Consider the following 17071-nt stretch of genomic DNA (forward strand, 5'->3'; position numbering starts at 1 on the left):
CGGCTGACGCCAGCGTAAGAAAGGAGGGGGTCCCCCGTGGCACGCTTCGTGCTCAACCGGGCGCTGAAGGCCGTACTGACGATCTGGATAGCGATCACCGCGACGTTTTTCCTGCTCCGGTTGCTCCCGGGGGACCCCACGACCCTGATGGTCGAGGGCGACATGACCCCTGAGATGCGGGCCGCCCTGCTCAAGACCTACGGCCTGGACCAGCCGCTGTTCGAGCAGTACGTCGCGTATCTTCGCGAGCTGCTGCACGGCAACTTCGGGATATCGTTCCGGCAGATCCAGCCGGTGAGCGAGATCCTGCTCGACCGGCTGCCGTGGACACTGCTGCTGGCCGGCACGGCGTTCGTGCTGACCATCGCCATCGGCATCCCGATCGGCGTGTTCGCGGCGGCCCATCGCGACCGCTGGCCGGACAAGGTGCTGCAGGGCTTCGGCATCGGCGGGCACGCGCTCTTCGTGCCCAGCGTGGCCATGCTGCTGCTGGTCTTCGTCGGCGCCCGGCTCGGCTGGTTCCCGATCGGCGGGGCGATCGACCCCGACAGCCGGGGCGCCGCCGCCTATCTCAGCCTGGCGCACCACCTGGTGCTGCCGGTGCTCTCACTGGTCCTCGTGCAACTCGGCCCGTACGCGCTGACGCTGCGCACCAACCTGGTCGACGTCCTCGGCGAGGACTACATCCGCGCCGCCCGCGCCCGCGGCCTCTCCGGCCGCCGCCGGCTGTGGAAGCACGCCCTGCGCAACGCGATCCTGCCCGCGCTGACCCTGATGGGCCTCCAGCTCGGCACGCTGGTCGGCGGCGCCGTGCTCACCGAGACCGTGTTCGCCTACCCCGGGGTCGGCCGGCTCATCTTCGAGGCCGTCGGGCAACGCGACTACCCCGTCCTGCAAGGAGCGTTCATCATGCTCGCGATCACCGTCGTGGTTGCCAACACGCTCACCGACCTGCTCTACGCCGTGCTCAACCCGAGGATCCGGCTGTGAGCGCGCCGCTCATGCCGGAGCCGGCGGCGGAAGCGGCCCCCAGCGCCAAGCCGGCCTGGCGCGCCTTCCTGCGTCAGCCCTCCGGGCTGCTCGCGGCGACGGTGCTGGCGGTGATGGTCGTGGTCGCGCTCGCCGCCCCGCTGATCGCCGACGAGCCCGTCGGCACGGGCAATGACGTGCTCGTCGGACCCTCGGGCGCGCACTGGTTCGGCACCGACGACCTCGGCCAGGACATCTTCGCCCAGGTGGTCTGGGGCACCCGGACCAGCCTGATGATCGGTGTGGCCGCCTCACTCATCGCGATCGTGCTCGGCACCGCGATCGGACTCGCCTCGGCGCATTTCCGGCCGGTCGACGCCGTCGGCACGGTCGTCACCGACGTGATGCTGGCGCTGCCGACCCTCCCCCTGATGATCATGCTGGCCGCGATCGTCAACCCGAGCGTCTGGACGCTCACCGTGATCATCGGCGTCTTCGCCTGGCCCGAGGTGGCCCGGCTGATCCGCTCGCAAGGCCTGGTCGTCTCGGCGATGCCCTACATCGACGGCGCGCGGGTGCTCGGCGCGAGCGGCTGGCGGATCGTCACCCGCGAGATCCTGCCCGCGGTGGTCCCGCTGATCGTGGTGAGCGTGCTGCTGACCGCGTCCCGCGCGGTCATCTCCGAGGCGGGGCTGAGCTTCCTCGGCCTCGGTGACCCCGACTCGTGGTCGTGGGGGCGGATCCTGCTCAACGCCCAGCGCAGCGGCGTGGTCGCCATCGCCTGGTGGCAGACGCTGTTCCCGTCGCTGGCGATCCTGCTGCTCGTCCTTGCCGCCACCGTGGCCGGCATGCGCTTCAACGACATCCGCGACCCCCGCCGGAACGGAGGCTGACCCGTGCGCCTGCCCGACAGTTTCTACTCGTCCGTCCGCGCCGAGCTGACCGAGGCGCTCGGCGAACGCGGCCTCGACGGCTTCCTCGCCACCTCCCCCGCCGACGTGGCGTACCTCTGCGGTTTCTTCTACATCGCCACCGAGCGGCCGGTGTACCTGTGGATGCCGCGCTCCGGCGACCCGCTGCTGGTGATCCCCCGTCTGGACGACGAGTACGCCGCCCAGCAGCGGGTCACGGTCGAGACGGTCAGCTACTTCGAGTACCCCGGCGTGGTCACCGCCGAGCAGACGCTCGCCGCGGCGCTGGCCGGCCGCGGGGCGCGCCGGATCGGGGTGGGCGCCGGCGTGTCGGTCGGGGCGTTCCGCGCGCTGTCGACGGCCCTCGGCGAGACCACCACCCTGGAGACCACCGACGCGGTGGCCAGGCTGCGGCTGCGCAAGCGGCCCGAGGAGATCCCGTTCCACGAGGCGGCGGCGCGCATCTGCGACGAGATGCTGGCCGCGGGCCGGGAGCTGATCGCCGACGCGCTGCGCCGGGGCGACGAACTGCCCCGCGAGGACGAGATCGCCCGGCACGTCATCGGCTACGGCACGGACCGGATGTACGCCGACTACGACATGGTCGTCTACACCACCAAGCTCGCCGGTGGGCTGGTCTACGCCGGGCCGAACTCGGCGCTGCCGCACGGCCTGCCGACGCGGCGGCGGGTCCGGCCCGGCGACACCCTGATCCTCTCGCTCGGCGCGGCGGTGGCGAGCCGGTTCGTGGAGAGCGAGCGGACGTTCGTGATCGGCGAGCCGACCCCGGAGCAGCAGCGCTACTACGAGGCCGACCGGGAGGCGCAGGAGGTCGGCACCCAGGCGATGGTGGCCGGGCGGACCTGCGCCGAGGTCAACAAGATCTGCCTGGACGTGCTGCGGGGCCACGGTCTCGGCGACTACATCCGGCACCGGCAGGGCCACGGCATCGGGTTGCAGAACCACGAGCCGCCGTGGGTCGAGGACGGCGACACCACCGTCCTGGCCCCCGGGATGCTGCTGTCCAGCGAACCCGGCGTGTACGTGCCGGGGCACGCCGGCTACCGCATCTCCGACACGGTGCTGGTCGAGGCGGCCGGACCGCGCCGGCTCACCAGCCACCCCCGCGACCTGGCGTCCACCGTCATCGAGGAGGTCCGATGAGTTTCCATGAGCGGCTGACCGTCAACGGCGCCGAGCTGGTGGTCGAGGCGTTCGGCCCGCAGGACGGGCCGGCGATGATCGTGCACCACGGCGCGCCGGGCCTGGGCTCCCGGTCCGAGCCGAAGCGGTCGTTCGGCCCGTTCGCCGACACGTTCCGGGTCATCGTCTTCGACGCCCGCGGCTCCGGCGAGTCCAGCGACCACGAGCCGTTCACCCACGCGCAGTGGGTCGCCGACGTGGACGCGATCCGCGCGTACTTCGGCCACGAGCGGATCGTCATGGCCGGCGGATCGTACGGCGGGTTCATCGCGCTGGAGTACGCCGTCGCCCACCCCGACCGGGTCTCGGCGCTCGTACTGCGGGACACCGCGGCCGACACCGCGCACGACCACCTCGCCGTCGAGCGGGCGAAGTCCACCGACCGGACCGTCATTCCACAGTGGGCGATCGACCGCATCGGCACCGGCCGGTTCGAGAGCAACGAGCAGCTGCGCGAGTACTGGAAGGCGATCCTGCCGCTCTACGACCACCAGCACGACCCGGCGAAGGACGCCGCCAAGCTGGCCGCGACCCGGTTCCACTACCGGACGCACAACGCGGCGTTCGGGCAGAACATGCCGCGGTACGACCTGAAGCCGAAGCTCCCGTCGGTCACCTGCCCGACCCTGGTCACCGTGGGCCGGCACGACTGGCGCACGCCGGTGGCCGCGTCGGAGACGATCGCGGAGCTGATCCCCGACGCCCGGCTGGTCGTGTTCGAGCAGTCCGGCCACTCCCCCCAGCTCGAGGAGCCGGAGCTGTTCCAGCGGACCGTCCGGGACTTCCTGGCCGAGGCCGGAGTCGTGTGATGGCGCTGCTGGAGGTCGAGGACCTGCGGGTCAGCTTCCCTGCGCCGGGCAGCGCGCCGGTACGGGCGGTCAACGGCGTGTCCCTCGCTCTGGAGCCCGGGCGGACGCTGGCCATCCTCGGCGAGTCCGGCTCGGGCAAGAGCGTCACCGCGCAAGCGGTCATGGGCATTCTCGACGCGCCCCCGGCGCAGGTCAGCGGATCGGTGCGGCTGCGCGGCCGGGAGCTGCTGACGCTGCCGGCGAAGCAGCGCGACAAGGTCAGCGGCGAGGAGATCGGCATGGTCTTCCAGGACGCCATGGCCGCGCTGAACCCGGTCTACACGGTCGGTGAGCAGCTCAGCGAGCTGCTGCGGGTCCGGCGTGGACTGTCGCGGTCGGACGCCCGGCGGCGCGCGGTCGAGCTGGTCGACCGGGTGCGCATCCCGGCCGCCAGGGACCGGGTGCGCGACTACCCGCACCAGTTCTCCGGCGGGATGCGGCAGCGCATCATGATCGCGCTGGCCATCGCGCTCGAACCGGCGGTGCTGATCGCCGATGAGCCGACGACCGCGCTCGACGTCACGGTGCAGGCCCAGGTGATGGGGCTGATCGCCGAGATCCAGCGGGACAGCGGGATGGCCCTGCTGCTCATCACGCACGACCTGGGCGTGGTCGCCGAGGTCGCCGACGACGTGGCGGTGATGTACGCCGGCCGGCTCGTCGAGCGGGCCACCGTGGAGCAGGTCTTCGGCGGCCCGGCCCACCCGTACACCGAAGGGCTGCTCGCCTCGATGCCCCGGGTCGACCGGCGCGACGAGGAGCTGTACGCGATCCCCGGTGCCCCGCCGAACCCGGCGCGGCTGCCGGCCGGTTGCCCGTTCCACCCGCGCTGCCCGCGTGCCGACGACACCTGCCGTTCCACGCTGCCGCCGCTGTCGCCGTTGCCGCACGGCCGGGCCAGCGCCTGCCACCACCGGGAGGAGCTGCTGCATGTCAGCCACCGATGACCCGGTGCTCCGGGTCGACAACCTGGTCCGGCACTTCCCGGTGAAGGGCCGGCTGCCCTTCACGTCCGGCGGGGTGGTCAGGGCCGTCGACGGGGTGTCCTTCGACCTCCGGCGCGGCGAGACCCTCGGGGTCGTCGGCGAGTCCGGCTGCGGCAAGAGCACGCTCGCCCGGATGCTGGTCGGGCTGGAACGCCCGACGTCCGGCGAGGTGCGCTTCGGCGACGCCGTCGTGCACACCGCGCGGGGCCGCCGGCTGCGGGAGCTGCGCCGGCGGATCCAGATCGTGCTCCAGGACCCGTACACCTCGCTGAACCCGCGGCGCACCGTGCGCGACATCCTGCTCCAGCCGTTCGAGATCCACCCGGACGTGGTGGACCGCCGGCGTCGGCTGGACCGGGTCAAGGAGTTGCTCGACCTGGTCGGTCTCGACCCGTCGCTGCACCTGGACCGCTACCCGCACCAGTTCTCCGGCGGTCAGCGGCAGCGGATCGGCATCGCCCGGGCGCTCGCCCTGCGGCCTGACGTCATCATCTGCGACGAGCCGGTCTCCGCGCTCGACGTTTCGGTCCAGGCCCAGGTGGTCAACCTGCTGGAGCGGCTGCAGCGCGAGCTCGGCGTGGCGTACGTCTTCATCGCCCACGACCTGTCGGTGGTCCGGCACATCTCGGACCGGGTGGCGGTGATGTACCTCGGCAAGCTGGTCGAGACCGGACCCGAGGCGCCGTTGTACGACGCGCCGCAGCACCCCTACACCAAGGCGCTGTTGTCGGCGGTCCCCGTGCCGGATCCCGTGGGCCGGGCCGAACGGCAGCGGATCCTGCTCGCCGGCGACCCGCCGAGCCCCGTCGACCCGCCGTCCGGCTGCCGGTTCCGGACCCGCTGCTGGCAGGCCTCGGAAACCTGCGCCCACGTCGAGCCGCTGCTGACCGGCGACGGGCGATCGGTCGCCTGCCACTATCCGCTGTCCGCCGCATAAGGAGAATGTGCTGTGCTGCAAAAACCCGCGACCCGGTACCAGGGCCACAAGTCCTACTCGTACCTTGAGCCGCACCTCGACTACCGGGAATTCGACCTGGCCTCGGAGGTCGGCCGGGTGCCCGAACACGACCTCGGGCTCTCCGACGCGCAGCGGCAGCGGGTGACCCGGCTCCTCGCCGAGCACGTCGCGATCTCGCTGCACGAGCACCCCGTGGTCCTCCCGTCCGACGTGCGGCAGCTGCGCGCCTACAACCGCACCGCGCGCCAGCGGACCGGGTACGAGGGGCTCGCGCGCTCCGGCCTGACCGCGGTCTTCGACAACTTCATGGCCGGCGCTTCCTGCGTGACCAGCGAGAACGGCTGGAAGTGGAACGACCTGATCTACGCGCTCGGGATGCGGATGAGCGACCTGTACAAGCAGGACCACGTACGGCTGGCCACGTCGGTCGACGACATCCGGGCCGCCAAGCGCGACGGCCGGCTCGCCCTGGTCGCCGGGCTGGAGTGCTGCACCCCGATCGAGAACGAGCTGGACCGCATCGACATCCTGTACGGCTTCGGCGTCCGGCAGCTCGGTGTCGCGTACAGCCAGGCGAACATGCTCGGCGGCGGGCTCTCCGAGCCGCGCGACGGCGGGCTGACCCACTTCGGCCGGCGCGCCGTCGACCGGATGAACAAGCTCGGCATCGCCATCGACATCTCGCACAGCGGCGACCAGACCTGCCTGGACGTGATCGAGGCCAGCCGGGTGCCGGTGTTCATCACCCACGCCGGCGCACGGTCGGTGTGGGACACCGCGCGGATGAAGCCGGACGAGGTGATCCGCGCGTGCGCCGAGCGGGGCGGCGTCATCGGCATCGAGGCGGCGCCGCACACCACGCTGTCGGAGCAGCACCTGGAGCACTCGATCGAGTCGGTGATGGACCACTTCACGTACTGCGTCGACCTGGTCGGCATCGACCATGTCACGTTCGGCCCGGACACGATGTTCGGTGACCACGTCGGGGTGCACAACACGTACGCGGGCAACTACGCCCACGACAGCGGGAAGAAGCCGTCGCACCCCCGGGTGGAGTACGTCGCCGGCCTGGAGAACCCGGGCGAGGCGTTCGGCAACATCGTCGGCTGGCTGGTCAAACACGACTATTCGGACGACGAGATCGCCAAGGTCATCGGGGGCAACACCCTGCGCGTGCTCGAACAGGTCTGGTAGCGGCTGGCGCTATTACACTCTGGACGGCGGAGAGGTGGGACTGAATGGCTCGGCGCGAAACCGCGCTCCAGGCCGCGCAGATGCAGCTGCGCGAGTTGATCGGCAGCGAGTTCCTGAGCGGTGACAGGCTACCCAACGAACGGGAGCTCGCGGACCGGTTGACGGTCAGCCGCGCCACCGTGCGCGAGGTGCTCGGCCAGCTCGCCGCCGAGGGCCTCCTGACCCGCACCTGGGGTGTCGGCACGTTCGTCCGGGAGCCGGCCGAGCGGGTCCCGGTCTCGATCAGCGACGTCACCGCGCTGCGCGACCGCATCACCGCCTCGGGCCACAGCCCGGCCCTCCAGGACGCGTCGGTGAGCCGCACCGCCTGCCCGGACGACTGCGCCAAGGTCCTCGGCCTGGCGCCCGGTGACCCGGTGTGGCGCGTCGACCGCCTCTTCGCCGTCGACGGGGTGGCTGCGGCCTGGATCCGCGACCACCTCCCGCTCGCCGTCGGCGGCCGGGACCTCGACCCGTCGGGCCTGCTCAGCATCGACCACGACATGTTCGAGTTCCTGGCCGGCGCCACCGGCATGCCGGTCCGCCGCGCCGAGATCGACTTCGCCGCGGTCCTGGCCGACGAGGAGGCCGTCGACCGCCTCGGAGTGCCGCTCGGGCACCCGCTGGTGAGCGCCACCCAGATCGGCTACACGGCCGAAGAGCTGGCCCTCTTCCACGGCCACATCACGGTGCGCACCGACATCCTGACGCTGCGGATCACCCGCGCCGGCTGACCGCCGGCGGTTCTGGGCGGCTGGGCGTCGTTCGGCCCGCGTGAATCGCAGTGGCGTGCACCTGGACGACCTCGCCCCCGCCGCACAGAACCGCCCGGCGACGGTGGTGGCGTGACCGGATGCGCCGGTCGAACCGGCGTCGCCTCCCCCAGGGTGATGGGCCGCCCCCGTTTGCCGGCCCATCACCCTGGCGCGCGTCTTCCTTGGCGAAGTGCCGATACCTGGCACCGGCACCTTCGCCGGACGTCCCTTACGATCGCCGGACGCGGTGGTGACCGCCAGGTCAATGGGCGGCAGTTGACCGGCAACTTCGCCCGTTGGCATCATGGGCACGCACCGGTCGGGGCCGATGCGCCGGTCCTGGCCCAGCCGGTGCCGGGGCCTGTACGGAAAGGATCGGATGTTCAGCGCGCAGGTACGGGCCCACCGCCGGCGGCTGGGTATGACGCAGGAAGACCTGGCAGCCACAACGGGCGTGAGCGTGCGCGCCATCCGTAACCTCGAAGCCGGCCAGACCGGTCGCGCCCGGCCTGCAACGGTGCGACTGCTGGCTGACGCCTTCGAGCTGGCCGGCGACGAACGGGACCGGTTCTGCCGGTCCGCGCTCGACGGCACCGACCAGCTGCCCGCAGACAAGGCTCCGACGAGCGCCGCCGGCACTCCCCCGGCGCATGGACGACCCGTTCCGGCGCAACTGCCCGCCGACGTGGCCGGCTTCGTCGGCCGTACCGGCCAGCTGCGACAGCTCACCGAGCTGCTCGACGACCATGACCGGCCGGCCGCGGTGGTGATCTCCGCGATCGCCGGCACGGCAGGCGTGGGCAAGACCGCCCTCGCGGTGCACTGGGCACACCAGACCCTCGACCGGTTCCCCGACGGGCAGCTGTACGTCAACCTGCGCGGCTATGACCCCGACCAGCCCGCCACCCCCGCAGAGGTGCTGGCCCAGTTCCTCACCGCCCTCGGGGTGCCCGGCACCGACATCCCCGCCGACCTCGACGAACGCGCCGCCCGCTACCGCACCGAGCTCACCGGCCGACGCATGCTCATCGCGCTCGACAACGCCGCCACCGTCGACCAGGTCCGGCCCCTGCTACCCGGAACCGGTTCCTGCATGGTCCTGGTGACCAGCCGCGACAGCCTCGCCGGACTCGTCGCCGTCAACGGCGCCCACCGCCTCGACCTCGACCTGCTCCCCCCGGCCGACGCGATCACGCTGCTGCGCCGGCTCATCGGCCACCGCGTCGACGCCGACCCCGACGCCGCCGCCACCCTCGCCACCCAATGCGCCCATCTCCCGTTGGCGCTACGGATCGCCGCCGAACTCGCCGTCGCCCGCCCCACCACCCCCCTGGCCGAACTGGTCATGGAACTGGCCGACCAGCAGCACCGCCTGGACCTGCTCGACGCCGACGGCGACTCCCGCGCCGCCGTCACGGCAGTGTTCTCCTGGTCGATGCGCCACCTACCGGCCGACGCCGCCCGCACCTTCCGGCTGCTGGGGCTGCACCCCGGCCCCGACATCGATGCCTACGCCACCGCTGCGCTCACCGACACCAGCCTGTCGCAGGCCCGTCTCGCCCTCGACCGGCTCGCCCGGGCCCACCTCGTGCACCCCACCGGCCCGGCCAGGTACGGCATGCACGACCTGCTCCGCGCCTACGCCACCACCCTCACCGCCGCGCACGACGCCGCCGCCGACCGCCGCTCGGCGTCGACCCGACTGTTCGACTACTACCTGGTCACCGCCGCGGCCGCCACGCAACAGTTGCGCCTCGTCGATGCCCACAGCCGGCCCGGCACCGCCGCGCCGGCCACCACCCCGACCCCGGACCTGGCCGGCCCCGGCACCGCCCGGCGGTGGCTGGACACCGAACGGCCCTGCCTGGTGGCTGCTGCCGTGCACACTGCCACCCACGGCTGGCCCGCCCACGCCGTGCAGTTGTCGATGACCCTGTACCGCTACCTCGAGAGCGGTCACTACATCGACGCGCTCACCATCCACACACACGCCCGCGACGCCGCCCGGCAGACCGGTGATCTGGCCGGGCAGGCCCACACCCAGCTCGGCCTCGGCGGCATAAACATCCGCCTCGGCCGGCTGGAGCTGGCCACGGAGCATCTCGTCCAGGCGTCAGTGCTGTTCCAGCAGGCCGGCGACCTGGTCGGCCAGGCCCGCGTGCTGACGAACCTCGGCGTCGTCGAGGACCATCGAGGCTTCTACCAGGCCGCCGCCGACCGCCAGGAGCAGGCGCTGGTCCTGTACCGGCAGGCCGGCTACCCGCGCGGGGAAGCCATAGCGTTGCACAACCTCGGTGTTGCAGAGGACCACCTGGGCCGCCATCGGGCCGCTGCCGACCACCTCGAGCAGGCACTGGCCCTGCACCGACAGACCTCTGACACCATCGGCGAAGCCATGGCGCTGCACAACCTCGGCCTCGCCGAGATGGGGTTGGGCCGCTACCAGGAAGCCGCCGACCGCCAGGAGCAGGCGCTGGTCCTGTACCGGCAGGCCGGCTACCCGCGCGGGGAAGCCTGGGCGCTGTTCGGCCTCGGCAGTGTCCAGACCCACCTCGGCCGGCCTGACCAGGCCATCGCGCTCCACAGGCGGGCCCTCACCCTCTTCCGGGAGTCAGGTGAGCGCGGCGGCGAAATCCGAGCGCTCAACGGCCTGGGCGAAGCCGCCCTCGCCGCCGGCCGCCCTGCCGAGGCGCTGACCCACCACACCACCGCCCTGAGCACCAGCGTCATCCCCGATCAGCAGGCCCGCGCCCACACCGGTGCCGGCCGCGCCCACCACATGCTCGGCGACCTCGTCCGCGCCCGGCACCACTATGAACACGCTCTGGCCCTGCACACCCGCCTCGGCTCCCCGGATGCCGACGACGTAGGTGCCCGCCTCATCGCCCTCGACGCGTCACCTGACACCGGCCACGACCAACACGATTGACGGACCCTCTTCTGCTCAGGTTGATCGCCAGCGGCTCGAGGGCGTAGTCACCGGCCAACGGAACCTCGGCACTCGGTCCGTCCCATGAGGATCACAACCTGGCATGCACACCGGCCGGGACCCGAAGGCCACGTCGTGCAGGGTCAGCCGGCCGGCTTGCGGATCTCGATGTTGGAGAACAGCACGGAGTACGGCGGCGGGGTTTCGGGCTTTGACTCCTGGAAGATGCCGAGGACGACGCGGCCCTTGTTGAACATGTTGTCGGTCAGGCCGCCGACGGGCTGGCCGTCCCGGGTGAAGGTGAGGTTCGTCCCGGCGGCGGCGATGCCGACCGTGGTCGCCTTGCCGTAGGCGATCGGGGTGGTGAGCGGAAACCGGCCGAGCTCCTTGATCGCGGCCGCGCCCGTGGCGCCGTGGGCCACCAGCGAGTACGCGTCGGCGCAGATGCGCAGCGCGTAGCCGGAGCCGTCGAAGCGGAACCAGACCGCGGCGCAGCTGCCCTCGTCGCGGAGCTTCACGTCGACGGTGGCGGTGAAGTCGGCGATGACGTCCTGGGGGCCGAGGCAGCGGTAGGAGCCGCCGGTGCTCCGGGTGACGATGAGCGCGCCCGCGAAGGTGCAGGAGGCGTTGTTGGGCTTGTCGTCCTTGGGGTGCCACAGTTTCTCGACGCTGAGCGGGTCGGCGATGACCACCGGGCCGAGGGGGTCGGCGGTGGGAGACGCGGTCTGGGCCACCGTGCTCGGTGCCGGCGACCGGCCGGCGGAACTGCTGGGCAGGTCGATCGCCCCGGACGCGATGCCGACGATGGTGAGCGACGTGACCAGCGCGGCGACCGCGACCACGACGAGCGCGGCCCGGCCCCACCGGCGGCCCCGGTTCGGCGGCGCCGACGTCAAAAGCGCCGATGTCGCAGGTGCCGATATCGCAGGCGCCGACGTTGCCGGTACCGGCGACGCCGAAATCGCAACGTCGGCCTTCTGCGGACCGGGCGGCGGCGCGATCCGCGTGGTTTCGTTCGCGCCGAGGACGACGGCGGCGGTCCGGCCGGTTGCCTGGGCCTCCTCGGCGGCGACGAGCAGGTCCGGCTGGCGGGCCAGCGCCGCTGCCAGGTCGGGTGAGCGTGCCGGTCCCGGGCCGAGCAGCTGCTCCAGCAGCTCGCGGGCCGTCGGCCGATCGGCCGGGTCCTTGGCCAGGGCCTGCTCGACCAGCCCGCGCAGCATCCCGGACAGCCCGGTGAGGTCGGGCGGCGAGGTGAGGATGCGCGCGGCGACCACCGGTGCGGCGTCCGAGCCGAACGGGGTCCGGCCCGTGCCCGCGTACGCGATGACGGCGCCCCACGAGAAGATGTCCGCCGCCGGGGTGACGGGCGCGCTGCCGGCCCCCGCCGACCCGAACCGCTCCGGCGCCATGTAGGAGATGGTGCCGACGATCTGGTCGGTGCGGGTGTGCCCGCTGGTGCCCTGGACCGAGTGCGCGATACCGAAGTCGATGACCTTCGGGCTGCCGGCGGCGAGCAGCACGTTGTTGGGCTTGAGGTCGCGGTGGATGACGCCCGCGCCGTGGATCGCGGTGAGCGCGGTCGCGACCCCGATCGCGAGTCCGTGCAGGTTCGACTGGGACAGCGGGCCCTTGTCCCGTACGACGGTGGCGAGGCTCGGCCCGTCGACGTACTCGACGACGAAGTACGGCATCTCGTGGTCGGGGTCGGCGTCGAGGACCTCGGCGGTGCAGAACGGCGGCACCTGCCGGGCGCGGTCGACCTCGCTGCGGAACCTGCGGCGGAACTCCTCGTCGTCGGCGAGGTCGGTACGGACCACCTTGATCGCGACCAGGAGGCCGTCGGGTGCCTGGGCGAGGTATACGGTGCCCATGCCGCCCTCGCCGAGGCGGCCGATCACCGCGTACCTGCCCAGTTGCCGGGGATCGCCCGGACGGAGCGGCGATCCCGGTGGTGGTGCCTGGTTGCCCGTCATTGCTGTGGTGCTCCCGCGGGTGTCGGCGTTGTGGTCGACGTGATTCTGCGCTTTGCGGAGGGCTCCCGGCGACCCTGTACCCGCAGATGCGCCGTCCCCGTATCACCAGCGGTGATGACCAGCGCCGATGCCGGGTCCGGCATCGGCGCGGTGCGGGCGCCGAGCTCCTCGATGACGGCCGCGATGCGGCGGGACGGCTTGCCCCCGGTGTCCGCGATCAGCTCGACGCCGTGCGCGGCGGCGAGCTCGGCGCCGACGCGCAGAGCCGCCTCGCCGTCGGAAACGCCGGAACCACCGGAACCGCCACCGGCCCGCACGAGCACCGCGCTCCACGACTGCGGCGGCTCCGTCACCACGGTGACCAGGGTCGGTCCGACGGCGTCAAGCAGCGCCTGGTAACCGTCCTGGCCGGCGTCGACGACCAGGACGTCGGGCTCGGCGGTACCGACCTGGGTGAGGATCTCCGCGGCCGGGTCGGCACTGAACCGGGCGAGCACGGGCGCCGCCGGTCCCCGCTGCCGCACCGGTGCGGCCAGATCGGCGAGCTCGGCCATGGACGACGTCATCGCGAGCAGATCACCGGACAGGCCTGTGCCGACCTCGACCCGGGCCTGCGCGTACGGCAGGACCCGGCTCAGGACGACCTCGGCCGGGTCACGGCGGGCGGCGATGTCGGTGGCGAGCGAGACCAGCGGTGCCGCCGCCGCGCCCGCGGGCACGAGCGCGAGCACGCGGTAGGCGCCGGCGCCGCCGAGCGCGGCCCGCTGCAGCTCCGCGGCGTCGCGTTCCACGGCCGTCTTCGGGTAGATGACCGCGAGCAGCGGACCGGCCATCGCGGTCGTGACCAGAGCCATCACGACCATCAGCGAGAACAGCGACTCGTCGAGAATGCCCAGCTGCAGCCCGACCGTGAGGATGACGATCTCGGTGAGGCCGCGGGTGTTCATCAACGTTGCCAGCGCCCCGGCCCGGCGGGGCGCGATCCGGTTCAGCCGGGCGCCGAGGTACGCGCCGGCGAACTTCCCGGTGATCGCCACGGCCAGGATCAGCGCGAGGTCGGTCAGGCCGGTCGCGCCCACAGTGGACAAATCGACGCGCAGCCCGGCGATGACGAAGAAGACCGGCAGCAGAAGCAGGACGCTGACCTGTTCGAGCCGTTCGAGGGTCTCGTGCCGCAACTGCTCGCCACCGGCGCGGGGCATGACCGCACCGAACACGAACGCGCCGAAGATGGCGTGCACGCCGATCGCCTCGGTGGCCCAGCACGACAGCAGCAGGCCGGCGAGCATGATGCCGAGGATGTCCGGGGTGAGCCGGCCGGCCCGGTCGCGGGCGGTCAGCAGCCGGCGCAGCAACGGCCGGACGACGAGGAACATCACCAGCGCATACGGCACGGCGAGCAGGATCTGCCACGGCACGTCACCGCCGCCGGCGCCGAACGCGACGACGCCGGCCAGCAGTGTCCAGGCAATGATGTCGTCGACCGCGCCGCTGGCGAGGGCGAGCCCGCCGACCTCGGTGCGCAGCATGTCCCGGTCGGTGAGGATGCGGGCCAGCACCGGGAACGCGGTCACCGACATCGCCGCGCCGATGAACAGGGCGAAGGGCGCCACGTCCGTGACGCCGTGGTGGCCGGCCAGCCATAGCGCCAGCAGGATGCCCATGCCGAGCGGCAGCACGACCGAGCCGATGGACACCGACACGGCGGCCCGCCGGCGGCCGCGGACCGCGGCGAGGTCGACCTCATAGCCGACGATGAACATGAACAGCACCAGGCCGACGTTGGCGAGCCCGGCCAGGGCGCCGCGGATGTCCATCGGGAACAGCAGGTCGCTGACGGTGGTGCCGAACAGGGACGGCCCGATCAGCACCCCGGCGAGGATCTCGCCGATCACGGCCGGCTGCCCCAGCTTGCGGGCGATCAACCCGAGGAGACGAGCAAGCAGAATGATGGCGGCGAGCCCCAGCAACAGCTGCCCGACAGCGTGCGCGGTCATGCCAGCCCGTCGATCCGGGTGGCGACCGTGGCCGCGGACGGACGCTCCCCCGCCGGGGCGAGGCAGTCGCGGACGAGGGCGGCGACGGGCCCGGGGAGCCGGTCGCTGAGCTGCGGCGGCACCGACAGGACCCGCCGCAGCGCGAGCAGGCCGTCGCCGGCGGGCAGGTCGCCGTGCACACCGGTGCCGGCCACGACCCGGTGCAGCATGACGCCGAGCGACCACACGTCGGTGGCCGGCACGCTGCGACCGCCCATCAGGACGGCCGGGTCGATGTACTCGACCGAGTCGAGCGGCCCCATCCCGGTGATGGTGACGCCCTCGGCGAAGACCTGCGCCAGCCCGAGGTCGGACAGCTTGCCGCCCTGCGGGTGCAGCAGCACGTTGCCGGGTTTCAGGTCGCGGTGCACGATGCCGGCCGCGTGCAGGGCGGCGGCCGCCCGGGCGGCGTCGGCGACGGCCCGCAGCGCCTCGGCGGTCGTCACCGGCTGCGCGGGCGCGGCCAGCGAACCGGCCGGGAAGTACTCCATCGAATAGTAGAAGCTGCCGTCCTGCTGGCCGGCGTCGAACGGCGCGACCAGGTGCGGGGACTGCACGGTGCTGAACGCGGTCAGCTCCCGTACCGCGCGCCGGAACGCGGTGTCGGTGGACTCGGCCGACAGCACCTTGACGGCGACATACTCGACGTCGACCGGCAGCCGCTGCGGGCGCCGGGCAAGGAAGAACCGCCCGTTGTTGCCGGAGCCCAACGGCCGGACGAACTCGTAGTCGGCTATGCCGTGCATCTGCGCGGCGCTCCCCTCTGGCTTCCAGGTCATGGGTTTCACGGGCTTCACGGATTGCGGTGCGACTCGTACCGCAGCCAGCGGCGTCCGAAGAGGACCTTTGAGCCGGGCCGCAGCACCGTCGAGTCGCCGGGTGGCACGCGGTGCGCCTCCGCCTCGCCGGGTGCCTGCAGGTAGGTGCCGTTGGCGGAGCCGAGGTCGACGACCCGCACCTCCCAGCCGGCGAGCTTGACCCGCAGGTGCCGGCGGGAGATGCCGCCGTGCGAGTCGGCGATGCGCAGCGGGCGCGCCCGCCGGGCGAGCACGTCGGGGTCCTGCGCGGGTTCGCGGCCGACGACGTAGTCGGTGTCGACCCGCAGCGTCATCCCGTTATCCAGCAGCAGCACGCCCAGCGGCGGCCGCGGCCCGAGCCGGGTCACGTGCGTCACCTGCAGCATCCCGATCCCGCACCGCTGGCAGAACCGCAGCCCGGGATCGTTGAAGTGGCCGTTCTTGCAGTCCACGCCCTCGATCAGGGCGACGGTGTCGACCACCGGCACGTCGTCTGGCGGCGGCACGGGTTGCCCGGGCAGCAGCAGTACCGACTGGAACGGCGCACCCTTGTCCTCAGCTCGGGCCGGCGGCGGAGCCGGTTGCGGCCGCGCGAACCGGGCCGTGAGACCCGCACCGGTGACCACGCCGGCGCCGAGGCGGGCGTACGGATGCGCGGCACCCGCACCGGGTAGCGCCAGGCGCAGCCGCGAGACCGGACCGGCGACCTGCCGCTGCTGCGGCGCGGGACCGGACAGCCGGACCTCCTCGTGCGGGCCGGCCAGCTCGGCCACGCCGTGCCCGCAGACGAACACCGCGACACCGCCGTCGCCGGTCATCCCGCCCGCGGCGCAGCTGAGCTCGCCGGCCGGCAGCAGCTCCGCGGTGTGCCGGGCCAGGTCGGCGCCGTCGCCGCCGTCGGCCGCCACCCGGTCGAGCAGTGCCAGCAGTTCCTCGCAGCCGGCCGGCTCACACACGACGAACAGGTCACCGGCCCTGGCCACCAGACCGTTGCCCGGCAACGGTTGCACCATCGGCGCGCTCACGTGAGCCGCCCACCGCGGAAGCGCCAGCGCAGGAACGGCACCCGCATCGGCCCGTTCGCGGCCAGCCACACGGCGACCCAGACCACGGTGAAATGCACGACGAACGCCGCGAGCGGAGGCACCGCCGCGATCCCGGGGACCAGCTCCGCGTCCAGCAGCAGCCAGAGCACGATCGCCTCCGGTACACCCGACAACAGGCCGAACAACGACGGCCAGTCCTTCTCCCAGCGGAACTGCATGATCAGGTGATAGAGCAGTTCCCAGCCGATGCCGAGGACGGCGACGGCGGCGAGCACGATGAACGTCGTGCGGTAGCGGTCCGCGAGTGCGCCGTCGCCCGGCAGCACCGGGGTGAGCAGGGCGGTCACCGCCGAACCCACGATCGCGAGCAGGAAGATCCGGGTCTGGATACGACCCAGCAGAATCGGCACCATCAGCTGTCTCCGTC

At 72.4% G+C, this 17071-nt stretch carries 14 protein-coding genes; 9 read left to right on the plus strand and 5 right to left on the minus strand.

Annotated elements, in window-relative coordinates; genetic code table 11:
* The first annotated feature begins 36 nt into the window (after positions 1–36).
* The 9 genes from ABD332_RS40500 (at position 37) to ABD332_RS40540 (ending at position 10792) form a co-directional block, all read left to right on the plus strand.
* A complete protein-coding gene (locus tag ABD332_RS40500) occupies positions 37–990 on the plus strand; it encodes an ABC transporter permease (protein WP_344508870.1) in 954 nt (317 codons plus the stop codon).
* Positions 987–1862 (plus strand): ABC transporter permease, encoded by an 876-nt coding sequence (locus ABD332_RS40505; RefSeq protein WP_344508871.1) that lies wholly within the window; start codon positions 987–989, stop codon positions 1860–1862. The genes ABD332_RS40500 and ABD332_RS40505 overlap by 4 nt, the downstream gene beginning before the upstream one ends.
* Positions 1863–1865: 3 nt before the next feature.
* Positions 1866–3044 carry a M24 family metallopeptidase gene (locus ABD332_RS40510; protein WP_344508873.1) on the plus strand — a complete coding sequence of 393 codons (1179 nt, stop codon included), beginning with the start codon at positions 1866–1868 and terminating at the stop codon, positions 3042–3044.
* Positions 3041–3892, plus strand: a complete 852-nt coding sequence (locus tag ABD332_RS40515; RefSeq protein ID WP_344508875.1) for an alpha/beta fold hydrolase — start codon at positions 3041–3043, stop codon at positions 3890–3892. The genes ABD332_RS40510 and ABD332_RS40515 overlap by 4 nt, the downstream gene beginning before the upstream one ends.
* Entirely contained in the window at positions 3892–4878 is a 987-nt protein-coding gene (locus tag ABD332_RS40520) for an ABC transporter ATP-binding protein (RefSeq protein WP_344508876.1), read from the plus strand. Before ABD332_RS40515 ends, ABD332_RS40520 begins: the two co-directional genes overlap by 1 nt.
* On the plus strand, positions 4862–5854 hold the full coding sequence (locus ABD332_RS40525) for an ABC transporter ATP-binding protein (protein WP_344508878.1): 993 nt from the start codon (positions 4862–4864) through the stop codon (positions 5852–5854). The genes ABD332_RS40520 and ABD332_RS40525 overlap by 17 nt, the downstream gene beginning before the upstream one ends.
* Before the next feature lie 12 nt (positions 5855–5866).
* Positions 5867–7069, plus strand: a complete 1203-nt coding sequence (locus ABD332_RS40530) for a dipeptidase (RefSeq protein ID WP_344508880.1) — start codon at positions 5867–5869, stop codon at positions 7067–7069.
* A gap of 44 nt (positions 7070–7113) precedes the next feature.
* Positions 7114–7842, plus strand: coding sequence for a GntR family transcriptional regulator (locus ABD332_RS40535; protein WP_344508882.1), 729 nt, complete (start codon positions 7114–7116; stop codon positions 7840–7842).
* A 400-nt stretch (positions 7843–8242) separates the two neighbouring features.
* Positions 8243–10792 (plus strand): ATP-binding protein, encoded by a 2550-nt coding sequence (locus tag ABD332_RS40540; RefSeq protein ID WP_344508884.1) that lies wholly within the window; start codon positions 8243–8245, stop codon positions 10790–10792.
* 143 nt (positions 10793–10935) lie between these two features.
* Here ABD332_RS40540 and ABD332_RS40545 read toward each other — a convergent pair whose 3' ends face one another.
* From ABD332_RS40545 to ABD332_RS40565, 5 genes are all read right to left on the minus strand, one after another.
* Entirely contained in the window at positions 10936–12663 is a 1728-nt protein-coding gene (locus ABD332_RS40545; protein WP_425552372.1) for a serine/threonine protein kinase, read from the minus strand.
* 98 nt (positions 12664–12761) lie between these two features.
* A complete protein-coding gene (locus tag ABD332_RS40550; RefSeq protein WP_344508888.1) occupies positions 12762–14762 on the minus strand; it encodes a cation:proton antiporter in 2001 nt (666 codons plus the stop codon).
* Complete coding sequence (locus ABD332_RS40555) at positions 14759–15580, minus strand: protein kinase domain-containing protein (protein WP_344508889.1); 822 nt, start codon at positions 15578–15580, stop codon at positions 14759–14761. Before ABD332_RS40555 ends, ABD332_RS40550 begins: the two co-directional genes overlap by 4 nt.
* 14 nt (positions 15581–15594) lie before the next feature.
* A complete protein-coding gene (locus ABD332_RS40560) occupies positions 15595–16599 on the minus strand; it encodes an FHA domain-containing protein (protein ID WP_344508890.1) in 1005 nt (334 codons plus the stop codon).
* 20 nt (positions 16600–16619) lie between these two features.
* A complete protein-coding gene (locus tag ABD332_RS40565; RefSeq protein WP_344508892.1) occupies positions 16620–17057 on the minus strand; it encodes a hypothetical protein in 438 nt (145 codons plus the stop codon).
* Between the last annotated feature and the right edge of the window lie 14 nt (positions 17058–17071).

The organism is Dactylosporangium maewongense, assembly GCF_039531485.1.
Lineage (GTDB): Bacteria > Actinomycetota > Actinomycetes > Mycobacteriales > Micromonosporaceae > Dactylosporangium > Dactylosporangium maewongense.